The organism is Microcoleus sp. MON2_D5 (assembly GCF_036701905.1).
Taxonomy (GTDB): Bacteria; Cyanobacteriota; Cyanobacteriia; order Cyanobacteriales; family Microcoleaceae; genus Microcoleus.
In genome coordinates, this window is the sequence record NZ_JAUBRM010000122.1 from 1558 (window position 1) to 14301 (window position 12744).

Annotated in this window: 7 protein-coding genes; 4 read left to right on the forward strand and 3 right to left on the reverse strand. The window is 46.4% G+C overall.

Features of this window, described 5'->3' with window-relative positions; translation table 11 throughout:
* Positions 1-251: 251 nt before the first annotated feature.
* Positions 252-1523: an FAD-dependent hydroxylase gene (locus tag QUA47_RS27775; protein WP_333433147.1), complete on the reverse strand. Its 1272-nt coding sequence runs from the start codon at positions 1521-1523 to the stop codon at positions 252-254.
* Between the two features lie 197 nt (positions 1524-1720).
* Complete coding sequence (locus QUA47_RS27780; RefSeq protein WP_333433148.1) at positions 1721-5227, reverse strand: PAS domain S-box protein; 3507 nt, start codon at positions 5225-5227, stop codon at positions 1721-1723.
* 346 nt (positions 5228-5573) lie between these two features.
* Here QUA47_RS27780 and QUA47_RS27785 point away from each other — a divergent pair, with 346 nt between their 5' ends.
* Complete coding sequence (locus QUA47_RS27785) at positions 5574-5822, forward strand: hypothetical protein (protein ID WP_333433149.1); 249 nt, start codon at positions 5574-5576, stop codon at positions 5820-5822.
* Here the strand turns inward: QUA47_RS27785 and QUA47_RS27790 are convergent.
* The gene (locus QUA47_RS27790) at positions 5801-6931 is read right to left on the reverse strand and encodes a serine/threonine-protein kinase (RefSeq protein ID WP_333433150.1); all 1131 of its coding nucleotides are present in this window, start codon (positions 6929-6931) and stop codon (positions 5801-5803) included. The genes QUA47_RS27785 and QUA47_RS27790 overlap by 22 nt on opposite strands.
* A 383-nt stretch (positions 6932-7314) precedes the next feature.
* Here QUA47_RS27790 and QUA47_RS27795 point away from each other — a divergent pair, with 383 nt between their 5' ends.
* The 3 genes from QUA47_RS27795 to QUA47_RS27805 all read left to right on the forward strand — a co-directional run bounded on the left by QUA47_RS27795 (position 7315) and on the right by QUA47_RS27805 (position 12447).
* Entirely contained in the window at positions 7315-11424 is a 4110-nt protein-coding gene (locus QUA47_RS27795) for a DUF4347 domain-containing protein (protein ID WP_333433151.1), read from the forward strand.
* A 101-nt stretch (positions 11425-11525) separates the two neighbouring features.
* A complete protein-coding gene (locus QUA47_RS27800; RefSeq protein WP_333433152.1) occupies positions 11526-12068 on the forward strand; it encodes a GUN4 domain-containing protein in 543 nt (180 codons plus the stop codon).
* 166 nt (positions 12069-12234) lie between these two features.
* Complete coding sequence (locus tag QUA47_RS27805) at positions 12235-12447, forward strand: hypothetical protein (RefSeq protein ID WP_333433153.1); 213 nt, start codon at positions 12235-12237, stop codon at positions 12445-12447.
* Positions 12448-12744 lie beyond the last annotated feature (297 nt).

Consider the following 12744-nt stretch of genomic DNA (forward strand, 5'->3'; position numbering starts at 1 on the left):
GGTGGGGGCGGGTTTTCGAGATTGTTTATTTGGGGCGATTATGGTTGGTAAAACCCGCCCCTACGAGGATTATTTACCTATCGTAAAAAACCGGGTTTCTTCACATCACCAATAACCCACATCAACCTGGAGCCTGATGATTGTTGGTTGGGTGGGGGCGGGTTTTCGAGATTGTTTATTTGGGGCGATTATGGTTGGTAAAACCCGCCCCTACGAGGATTATTTACATATCGTAAAAAACCCGGTTTCTTCTAATTTTGCGCTAATTCGGGCGGCCGGCCCATTAAACCGGTCATCAAGCGCAAGGCTAAAAACCTCACTGGGGGAATTGTCCGCAAACACCACAATCCAAAGCGGCGAAATGCTACAATTGGCAGCAAAGTATTGGAAAATAATCTGTCTAGAAAATCGGTAAATCCTAACACGATTAAATTCTCTTTTTTCCGCCAGTTGTGATACCGTTTCAATACTCGCAAGTCGCCGATGTCTTCGCCTTTTTGGTGCGCTTGCTGCAAGATTTGGGCGATCGCCCCTGCGTCTCGAATGCCCATATTCAATCCCTGGCCGCCGACGGGATGGCAGCAGTGGGCGGCGTCGCCAATTAGTGCTAATCTGGGCAAAACGTAGCGATCGCTCTGCATTAACTGCACGGGAAACAAAAAGCGATCGCTCTCCAATTCCAAACGCCCCAAAAGCCCGCCCGTGCGCTGTTCCAACAAAGTCAAAAACTCTTTTTCATCCATTTGTTGCAAAGCTTTTGCTTCCGCGTGCGGTGCTGTCCAAACTACTTGACAGCGGTTCCCAGGTAATGGTAAGACTCCCATCGGGCCGCTCGGCCAAAAGCGCTCAAAAGCGATATCGTTGTGCGGTTTTTCTGCTTTAATAGTGATAGCAACGCAGGATTGCCAGTATTTCCAGCCGCGAGTGCTGATGTTGGCTTCGGTGCGGATGCGCGATCGCGAACCGTCGGCGGCGACTAATAATTTGGTGCGAATTGTCCGAGTTTCGCCGTTTTGTTTGACTTCTATTTCCGCGCAATCGGTTAAATATTTTACCTCGACAACTTCCGCCGGACAAACCCAACTAAAATTCGGGTTTTTTGCCAAAGATTCTTGCAAAGCGGACAGCATGACTCCGTGCTCGCCAACGTAACCTAAAGCTGCTTTTGGTACGGGCAATTTGCCAGTATTTCCCAAATCCGGGCGGTGGAATTCTACTACACCGGGATAGTCGCCGTCGCAGAGGCTAATTTGCTCGAAGGTGGTGATTTGCGGCAAGATTTGCTGCCACACGCCGATACCTTCTAAGATCATTCCTGATAGCAGCGTGATTGCATAGGCTTGTTTTTTGGCTGCGGCGGCGGCGGGGAGTTGGGTTTCAATTATTGCGATTTTTAATCCAGAATCTTTTAAGGCGCTGGCTAAGGTGGCCCCGACTATGCCGCCTCCGACGATGGCTATGTCAAAGTCGAGTGTCTGTGTTTGCGTGGAGGCTGTGGTTCGAGAAAGTTGGTTTACAGGCATTTTCAAGGGATTTTGTCAAAGTTCATTGGATTGTTACTTTTGTATTGTAAAGAATTATTTCGATTTAGGGCGATCGAGCGACGGAGACGGGAGATGGGGAGACGGGGAGACGGGGAGAAATTTATGATTAATGACAACCATCAACGATCGACTGCCCACTATCAACTGCCCACTATCAACTGCTAACAGTCAACAGTCTAATGACTAATGACCATTTCCTTTGTGTTTTCGGTAGCCAGCGCTGATACTTTCTGGCAAATGGGAATCTCGATGACAAACTCCGCACCTTCCCCAGGGGTGGAAACACACTGCAATTTGCCTCGGTGTTTTTCAACTATAATCTGATAGCTAATTGATAGTCCCAAACCTGTGCCTTTGCCGACGGGTTTAGTAGTAAAAAATGGGTCGAACAACTTGCCAATAACTTCTTGATTGATTCCCATCCCGTTATCTGCAATCCGAATTGTTACTGTGTCTGAATTCGCACTGGTGCTAATCCGAATTCTGTTGTGACGAGCATATATTTCTTTTGAATAATGAGTGCTGTTGTAGTCTTCGAGGGCGTCGAGCGCATTTGCTAAAAGATTCATAAATACTTGATTGAGCTGACCTACATAGCACTCAACTTTTGGGAAGTTGCCGTAGTCTTTGATAATCTCAATAGCGGGACGAAGTACATTAGCTTTGATTCGGTGCTGCAAAATTAGCAAAGTGCTTTCGATTCCTTCGTGAATGTCTACTCGCTTCATCTGCGATTCGTCGAGTCTGGAAAAGTTACGCAAGGATACAACTAAGTCGCGGATGCGATCGGCTCCTACTTTCATTGATTCCAAAATCTTCGCAAAGTCCTCCATTAAGAAATCAACTTCAATATCTTCGGCTACTTCTACAATTTCTGGGACGGGATTTGGGTATTTTTCCTGGTAAAGGTGGAGCAAACCGAGCAAGTCTGTGGCGTATTGGCTGGCGTGGGTGATGTTGCCGTAGATGAAGTTAATCGGATTGTTAATTTCGTGGGCGACGCCGGCGACTAGCTGCCCGAGAGAAGAGATTTTTTCGGTTTGGATTAGTTGAGTTTGAGTTTGGTGCAACTCGTGGACAGCTTTTTCGAGCTCGGCTGCTTGCGATCGATACTGTCCCTCGGACTGCTTGAGTGCTTCCAAAACTTCCACCCGATCGCTAATATCGGTGTGAGTTCCCACCCACTCGCGAACGCTGCCGTCGGCGGCCAAAATGGGGACGCCCCGCACCCAGAAGTATCTGTAGCTGCCGTCTGCAGCCCGCAAGCGGTGCTCGATTTCATAGAGACTTTTTGTTTCTATGGCCCGCATCCAAGCTTGTATTGTGCGATCGCGATCTTCTGGGTGCACTGATTTTATCCAGTAGTCCTTGTCTTCAGAACTCAAGCCCGTATAAGCTATCCAATCAGGCTGAGGTCTCTCGGCGATTCCGTTAGCGTCTGTCATCCAAACCATCTGTGCGGTGGCCATTGCCAGCGATCGATATCTTTCCTCGCTCAGACGCACAGATTCTTCGGCTTCTCGGCTGGCTGTCACGTCGCGCAAAATAGCTGTGAATATGATTTCGCCTGCAACTTCGAGTTTGGAAATAGAAGCTTCGGCGGGAAATTGCGTACCGTCTCGGCGGCGGGCGAAAATTTCTTTGCGGTTGCCCATTTTTCGGGATTGTTTAACGTTGTCGCCGAAATTGCTGACGAGGTGGCTGTGAGGGGCGACAAAAGCTTCGGGTAACAGCAGACTCAGGGATTGCCCGATCGCCTCCGCTGCACTCCACCCGAAAATCCGTTCTGCACCTTGGTTGAACAGGATAATTTTTTGCTCAGCATCCACGGAAATAATCGCGTCGTCGGCAATTTCTACAATGCCGGCGAAACGAGCTTGAGACACTTGCAGCGCTTTTTCAGCTTGTTTGCGATCGCTGATGTCGCGGGCGATCGTCGAAATGTATGTGAGTTTGTCGTCCGGTGCGGAGTGGGAGATGATGACTTGGCTGACGGGAATTTCGAGTCCCGATGCTGACACGAAGGCTGTTTCTCCGCTCCAAACGCCCCCGGAAACAGCAGTGGCGATCGCTTGATTCAAAGTGCTGCGGGCTGACGCTGCCGTGAATTCTGCAACTTGTCGGTGGGATATATCTTCGTTTTCGCCTATACCCACCATTTTTCGGCCTGCTTTGTTGATGTAAACGGGGCGTCCTTCGAGGTTGCAGATACCTACAAAATCCGGGGTTGCTTCCAGAATTGCTGCCAGACTTCTGTTGGCGATTTCGGCTTGTTTGCTTTCAGTAATATCCCGCGAGATGGTAACTATACCGCTAATATTTCCTAGTCCGTCCCGGTAAGCACTTTTTGTAGAAAGAAATGTCCTAAAGTTGCCTTTAACTGGCAGGTCTTCTTCGATCGCTTGCGTTTTTCCCGCTGTCATAATTGGGCGATCGGTTTTCCTAATGTTACCCGCAATTTCCGGCGGAAATAACTCGCTGTCATCTCTGCCGATAATGTCGTCTACAGACTTGCCAATTATACTAGCTCCCGCAGCATTGAGCATCAGGTAACGGCCCTGAATATCTTTGACAAATAGGGCAGCAGGCGTACTGTTGATGACTGCCAGCAACAGGTTGTAGTTGTTTTGGAGCGCCTGCTTTGTTGTTTGACTGTCGAGAATTTCCTGCTGCAATTGCTCGTTAGCGAGTTGTAGTTGGAGAGTCCGTTTCTCAACTTGAGTTTCTAAGTCTAATTTAGCTTTCCTCAGTCCCAGTTCCGCTCGATACCGCTTCCGGTCGGCGGTGCAGAGAGTTTTTGCATTCTGCCAAATCAGAACTGTAAAAATAATCACGTTCAATACGCTTAACAGCGATATCCCTACCTCCGGCGTGTAGGCTTGTAACCGCTCTCCCGATATGATGAAATAACCCACTAAAGGCGGGATAATGATTGCCCGTGGCAACAAGCGCCTCGCCATGATGCCGCCCGCGCGATCGCTGGTCATTACTGCTATCAATCCTCGCTCTGGACTGGCAAATAAAATGCCGAAGCTCAGCAACATAAATGCTGCGGACGTGTGCAAAGCCATTCCTGTATTATTGCCAATTTGGTAAAATAAAGCTTTGTTGTAGATGTAGCCTATCAAACCCATAAATGCAATTAAAAATGCACAACAGCTTAAGATTTGAATCCGCAGGTATTTAGGGCGACGTTCTGACAGCAGCAGCAGGGCTGTTCCCACCAATAAAAAAGCAGCAGCAGTATTCGGTGCCATGCGTCCTGGTGTTCCGGGGCTTGTCAAGGTGTAACTTTCTTTAAATAGGAGTTTGTCGATGCCTAAGTCTATATTAAAGCTATATTGAACTAGGGTTAAGAGGCTAATTAATATAATTAAAAATGAACAGCTATAAATTAAAAAATTAGTAATTTTTTGATACTTTCTTGCCCTTAATTCTGGGCGCCGCCGCTGTTGGATGAATAGAGAAAACCCGCCCAAAATAAAGCAGACCGCAGTATTGGCTTTCATGGTCACGAGTCCGGGCAGAATGCTTTTTAACAGTTGCAGATCGAATATCCAACCCAAAAGGACTGTACAGCCGATCGCGATTACTGCAATACTCGCTTTTTTGGAAAAAGACTCGACAGCAGCCATTCGGGTTGAGGGCGTTTGCAGTTGTTGTGCTCGTTCAAAAACTTCCAATTTCTCGCTCCCTCTAATTATTTAGTTTCTACGTATCTAAGGTAACAATAAACACTCTAGTGAGATTGTTGTCCGCTATACAAAGCTGCTTAAAATTTTTTCAAAGCTTTTAAGCATAAAATATTAATTATATTATCTAACTGTAGATAGATAGTCAACTGAAGCTTGAAGGCTCTTATGTAGAAGGCATTCGGCAGAATTTAAAAATTTTTATTGCTTGTAACTTAAAACAAAAAATTGCTTGTTGCTTGTTCCTTGTTGCTTGTTGCTTAAGGCTGAAGCCTTGTTGCTTAAGGCTTCAGCCTTCTTCCTTGGAAATTAGGGCCCGATCGCTCGGCAAGACCGAGTGTTTTTACTCAGTACATCGAGGCGTAATAGTAGCGGATTAGTCGATCGGCAACAAGATCGCTCGCATTGTAAACCGGCTGCTGTGGCTGTGGGAAAGGCGATCGGCACAACAGATAAGACTCGGCGGTTGAAACCGCTACTACAAAAACAAAGTCCCAGCAGAGAGGGACTAAAGAGGGATATTAAAGTCGGGTTTGGTAACTGTCAACTGTCAACCGACAACAGTCAACTAACTCCCAAATTTTGAAGTGCTTGCAAAGCTTCGGTTGCTGAGGGGTAACGCTGGGGGAAAGCGTAGAGCACCATCTTGTCTAAAACGCCAGCCAACTCCGGGGTGACAGTTGCATTTTTCTGCCAGATGAGATTGCCTAAATTATCAACTCGCAGTTGTTTCGGGCGCATCCCTGTCAAGGCTTGAATCCCGATGAGCCCGACAGCATAGATGTCGCTGCAAAATTTCGGTGAGCCGATGGCTTGTTCGGGAGGAATATAATCTTGCTGAGTCCCACCGCGCGATTTCGTTTGACCGATGCTGTTTTGTGAAGTGTTGATTTCTTTAACTGCCCCAAAGTCAATTAATACAATCTTGCCATCTGATGTCCGCCTGATTAAGTTTTGAGGGTGAACGTCGCGGTGAATTACATCTTGTTTGTGAACAAAGACAAGCACTTCCAAGATATCTTTCAACAAAGCAATAACCTGATGTTCTTCCCAGGGTTGACCTTCGATTAGTTCTTGATACAAGGGTTGCCCTTCGATGAATTGATAGACTAAATAAAAATATCCATCTTCTTCAAAGCGAGCTAACAATTCTGGTATCCGATCGTGTTGGCCCAATCGATATAAAACGCGCGTTTCTCGATCGAATAGGTGGCTGCTTCTCTGAGACTGGTTTTTCAGGCGTTTGACGAGGCACAAAGGTCGGTCGGGCAAATTTTCATCTTCAGCCAGATAGGTATCGCTGTACTCGGTGCTGACCAAATGTTCGGTGATGCGGTAGCGCATCCGCATCAGTTTTCCCAACATCGGATCGGTTGGTGGGCCGGGTTGTCTACCTTGTTGTAAAGCTCTCATGATGCAGTCCCAAAGATTTGCTCCGACTACTCTTTCTTCTTCGCCAAGAATTCCTGCTTGTCTCAGTACCTTTGTCAGATCTTTCCACAAATTGTAGCCGACATAGCGGCCTAGGTAGCACACTGTGTAGCCGCGGGCGATCGGATCGTTTTCCTGAATTTCTTTGTACGTCCAAGACTGTAAAACACCCCGAATTATCGATTGCTGCAAACGAGTCAGGTGTTTCTCAGTTTGCTTTTCTACCAAATTGTCCAGAAGATTGATGGCTTCTTCTACTGTCATAGCTTCATTTCTTAAGTTAGTTGTAAGCGCTCTGGACATCTTTTTTTCTAAAATAGCAACTTGCCAGGGATGAGGTACAGCTTTCCACTCACCAATTACCCAGTACCCATTGCGTTGCGATCGGGCAACAGAAAACTGCTGTATTTAGCTTATACATGATTTAACTTTACTTTGATAGCTTGTCTACTTATTGCAACATATTTTTACAAATATGACTTTTATGACTTTAAGTTATGACTTTTATGAATTGACGTTATAAGTAGCTTTGGGTATTATCTCAATTACAACTTTTAACTAGGGAATACATTGCCAAATTAGCAGATACCTGATTTGAATGTACCCAATTTAAGCAAAATATTTAGAGGTGTATCATGCCAAACTCAATGACTCAAACAATTACAAAGTCGATCGCATTTATCGACAGTGCCGTACCCGAATCCCAAACCTTAACCAACGGCATTAACCCAGAAATCGAAGTCATTCAACTAGATGCCAGTCGCAGCGGCATCGCACAAATTGCAGAAGCCTTGCAAAATCGCAGTGTCTCAGCAATTCACATAATTTCCCACGGATCGCCGGGCTGCTTGCAATTGGGCAGCAGCAACTTGAATGCAGACAGCATTGAGTGCGATCGCACTTCTTTACGGCAGTGGTTTTCGACACCAATGGGCGCGATCGCAAATTCGCAGCCTTCAAGCCCTGGGGAAGAACAGATTCTACCAGAAATTCTGCTTTATGGTTGCCAAGTAGCAGCAGGCGACACAGGTATAGCCTTTATCAAAAGGCTGAGCGAACTAACCGGAGCCAGCGTTGCCGCCTCCCAGAATTTCACAGGAAGTGCGGCCAAGGGCGGCGATTGGGAACTCGAAATCAAAACAGGAAAAATCAAAACACCTTTAGCCTTGAAACCAGAGGTATTGGCTGCTTACAGCCACGTTCTCTCACTCTTTAAAATTAATGACTACGATCCAGAAATCTACGTCACCAATATCACCGCCGGAGACTTTAACAGTGACGGTAAGCCTGACGTAGCCACTATGGATCTTTCGTCAAACAACATTGGCATTGTCTTTGGAAATGGCAATGGCACATTTAACTTTGGCCCCAAAATTAATTTAGGAGTAGCTCCTTACGACTTTGCTGCAGGAGACTTTAATGGTGACAGCAAGCTTGATTTAGGCATTACTAACAAGAGTTCTAAAGGCTTTTCTGTCTTATTAGGAGACGGCAAAGGCAGCTTTAGTCCGGCGACCAACTTTGATTTGGGTCCGTCCTCCACCTTCGTCTATTGGGGAGACTTTAACGGCGATGACAAGCTTGACCTAGTTACTATTAACTCCGACTCTAACAACATTTCCGTACTGTTGGCAGATGGCAAGGGCGGCTATGGCAAACCCACTAACTTTAGTGTGGGAACATTTCCCGCCAAGGACATCGTTGTGGCAGACTTTAACCGCGATGGCAAGCTCGATTTAGCAACTGCAAACCAGCAATCTAATAATATTTCCGTATTGTTGGGAGATGGCAAAGGTAGTTTCGGCAAAGCCACGAACTTTGATGTAGGAAAATCCCCCACTTCTATAGATGTGGGAGACGTGAACAACGACGGCAACCTTGACTTAGTAACTGCAAATAGCGGCTCAAACAGCGTTTCTATTTTATTTGGAGATGGCAAGGGCAGCTTTGGTTCTACCACCAGTGCTTATGGAGGAGTGAACCCCTCTTCAGTTGCCCTGGCAGACTTTAATGCTGATGCCAAACTTGATTTAGCAGTTTCTGATGTCATTTCGACCTTCATTTTGTGGGGAGACGGTACGGGCGGCTTCAACACTTACGACGACGTTCCCTACACTGGTCTCAACCCTGCAATAGTAGACCTTAACGCAGATAAACAGGCTGATATAGTTGGCAACACCCTTGGAGATATCAGGGTGTTGCTCAACGATTTAGACGCTAATCAGGCCGTTTCTTACGCTATTACTATCAATGTTTCTAGCGGTATTGAAGGCAATACCAGTTTTAAACGTCCGATTTTCACAGTGACTCGCAGTGGCAATACTACATTTAGCAGCAGTGTTAATTATGACATTACTGGCAATGCTATTAACGGCAGCGATTACAAGAATATTGGCGGGACTTCTGGGGCAACTGGTGTCAAAGGCCAAATCAAATTTCTTCCCGGCGAAACATCCAAAACCCTGACTATGGATGTCTTGGGCGATAAATTAATCGGAGGCAATGAAAACATTATTGTTACTTTGTCAAATCCGATCGCACCAGGCCCGAAACCTACGATTATTACTCCTACGGCTAAGTATACGATTGTAAGCGATGACACTCTTGGCAAGACGCCAACTACTCCAACACCAACACCAACACCAACTCCAACTACGTCCGCTACTCCAACACCAACACCAACTCCAACTCCAACTACGTCCGCTACTCCAACACCAACACCAACACCAACTACGTCCGCTACTCCAACACCAACACCAACTCCAACTACGTCCACTACTCCAACACCAACACCAACTCCAACTACGTCCACTACTCCAACAGAAACACCAACAGAAACACCAACAGAAACTACGTTAACTAATCCAACTCCAACACCAACACCAATTCAGCCAATACCACCTACAATTAACCGCCCGCCACAGCTAAACCCAAGCCCGGAGACAACTCCGTGGAACTTCAGCAATGTGAGAGTCAGCAAATCGTCTAAAATTGAGTATACGGTTCCAGAAAAGGCATTTACCGACCCAGATTCGGGCGACAAATTAACTTATTCAGCAACTTTAGAAAACGGTCAACCTTTACCGGCTTGGCTGACTTTCAATCCCGATACCCGTACTTTCAGCGGCGACAATACTCAAGCGAAATCTCTCAATATTAAGTTAATTGTCACCGACAAGGCTGGTGCAACTGCTAGTGATGTCATCCTGTTAAGAACTCGTCAAGCTGGTGTGGTTGTTGACGGTTATATTGAGGGTGCGACTATCTTTTTTGACGCCAACAAAAACGGCGTAAAAGATGCTAGCGAACCGTCCGCAACGACTGATGCTAATGGCGAATACGAACTCGACATTCCGGACAGTTTTGATACGAACAAAAATGGAATCTTTGACGCAGAAGAAGGGAATTTAGTTGCTTTTGGCGGGACGGATACTGCCACAGGTTTGCCTCTGGAAACGCCTGTTTCTGCACCTGCGGATGCCACGGTTGTCACTCTGTTAACCAGTTTGGTAACTGATTTGATGGCTGGGGGAATGACGCAGAGTGAAGCGGAGTCAAAAGTTAAATCTACTCTGTCTATTCCTGCGGGAGTTGACTTATTAGACTTAGATCCGATCGCCTCTACAGCCAAAAATGAAGCGGGTGGCGTTGAAACTCTAGTCGCCATGACAAAAGTCCAAAACGTCATTACCCAAACCAGCAGCCTCATAGACGGTGCATCTACGGCTGATAATGCTGCGATCGTCAAAGCTGTTGTCGGGGCAATTAACAGTAAAATTCAATCCGGTGGTTCCCTGGATTTGAGCGATGCGGCACAGGTAGAAAGCATTATCCAGCAATCTGTTGCCAAGGTCAAAGAAATTGACACCAATCTCAACACTGAAAAACTTTCCCAAATTGCCCCGGAAGCGACGAAGGTAATGGCTGAGGCAAATCAAAGCACGGATAAAGTTAAATCTAACTTTTTGCCTGAGTTTATTCCCTCGGAAATTGCCAAAGTCCAAAAGGTGACATTAGGTGAAAGTTCGATCGCCCTCGAAGAAGCGGCCGCTGGCACAAAACCAATCGCACAGGTAGTTTCCGAAAATACTGGCGAATTTTTAACTGCCAAAATTCAAGGAAATCCAGCACCGGCTCAACCCGCTGTTCCAGTTGTGCAAGGTGATGTGGAACTTGTCAATACTTCTCCTGAAATTCTCGGCGCTGAGGGCAAAAATCTTGTCGGTACTGATGATAGCGATACTTTAATCGGCGACAGCGGTAACGATTTTATCAGTGCCAGAAAAGCTAGCGATTCCCTCGATGGTGGCGGCGGCAATGACACGATTTACGGTGGGCGGGGACTCGATACGCTGACTGGTGGCAGTGGCGATGACATCCTATTTGGAGGCCGCGGTGCTGAGAGTTTGGACGGCGGTATCGGCAATGACAGTTTGTACGGTGGCAAGGGAGATGATACTTTGCTTGGCGGTTTGGGAGATGATTTTCTCAGCGGCGAAAATGGCAACGATTTTCTGATTGGAGGTAGCGGGAGCGATCGCTTTTTGTTAACTCCAAGTACCGGCTCGGGTACGGTGGTTGATTTTGAGGTAGGTATCGATAAATTTGCGCTCGATAACGGTTTGACTTTCCAGCAGTTAGAAATTAGTCAAACTGCGGGAGGAACAGTGCTGAAAGTTATATCCACCGATCAAGTTTTGGCAACTGTGACTGGGTTGAATAGTTCGATTACTGCATCGGATTTTGTGTTGCTTTAGATTTAACTCCAGCGTAGGGGCAATCCTGTGGTTGCCCTTCTAAATCAGGTAGGCACTAAAAACGAATCATTTGTTAAATCACTTTTACCTGGAGGGGCATCATGTTTAAATGTGGCAAAGTGATCCTAGTATTCATCACCGCATCTGTTGCTGTTTTGCAGCCAGCTTTTCGAGTTCGCGCACAAGAAACCAGCAGCGAATTCAGGCAACTACAAACCTTATTAGAAGCTAAGAAATGGGACGACGCCGATCGCGAAACCGTCTCTTTACTCCGCAACAACCCCACGTCTTGTCCGAACCTCCGCGCGATCGACCAATTGTGGATGCAACACAGCAATAACAAATACGGCTTGACCCCGCAGTTAGAGATTTGGCAGAAGACGAGCAACGGTTTAAATTGTAAAACTTGCGAAGGTGAAATTAAAGAATTTAGCGAAAAGGTAGGATGGAAACTAGGCCCGCAAGCAACTCCTATGCTAGGGGATTTTCCAGCTCAGTACCCAACTGTTGCTGCATTAGGTTGGCAAAGCTACGTTGATGGAGATGCAACTATGCAGATTCTTTTTGGCACCCGGAATACATGGCAAGCGTGGAAAGTTCAAGGTTATAACTTGTTCTCTACTTTTGCTAATTGCGGCAAGTAAGTAGACCAGCCTAAAAAAAACAGAACACCCAGATACCCGACTTCTTTAAGAAGTCGGGTATCTAAAGCGGGAGAGCGTTTTACGTTCTTTTGCTTTCATACTTCTGCTTCCTTTAAAAAGCTATTATTGTTGAAGGGGCCGGCCATTTATATGTGCTTAGAAATATATGAGCCAAGCAGATTATCAAAAGGCATTAAAACAGATAGAAACTGGAGATTTAGCAGGAACTCTGCAAAGCCTCGATCGCATTATCAAAAAAAATCCTAAGTTCGCACAAGCTTATCGGCCCCGAGCACAAGTGCGCGCAAAACTCCAGGATTTGAAAGGTGCGATCGCCGATTACAAGGAAGCGATGCGCTTGCAGCCGACGGCGATGTAATTTGGGGAACGAATCTCAATTCAGTCGCAGATCATCGACCTCGAAAATGCGATCGCAGACACGCGCTTGCTAAATTCGGCAAAACACCTGTCGTCTCCGCTTTTCTTCGAGGAAGCGCGGGGTAAGGTCGATCGCGGCGAATATTCAGAAGCTTTGTCCGACCTTGATTTAAGTAGGTCGGCGCAAAAAACCCGAAGTATGTTAAAATAAGTAAAGAAAGAGAATACATCTACTGAGGTAACTCAATATATGGGCGCTAGATTAAGGGTATTCCTGACTCAACAACAAGACAAAACT

Excerpts from the sequence above, each read along its gene's own strand:
- QUA47_RS27775 (WP_333433147.1), bottom strand. The coding sequence starts at position 1,523 with ATGCCTGTAAACCAACTTTCTCGAACCACAGCCTCCACGCAAACACAG.
- QUA47_RS27790 (WP_333433150.1), bottom strand. The coding sequence starts at position 6,931 with ATGACAGTAGAAGAAGCCATCAATCTTCTGGACAATTTGGTAGAAAAG.
- QUA47_RS27795 (WP_333433151.1), top strand. The coding sequence starts at position 7,315 with ATGACTCAAACAATTACAAAGTCGATCGCATTTATCGACAGTGCCGTA.
- QUA47_RS27800 (WP_333433152.1), top strand. The coding sequence starts at position 11,526 with ATGTTTAAATGTGGCAAAGTGATCCTAGTATTCATCACCGCATCTGTT.
- QUA47_RS27805 (WP_333433153.1), top strand. The coding sequence starts at position 12,235 with ATGAGCCAAGCAGATTATCAAAAGGCATTAAAACAGATAGAAACTGGA.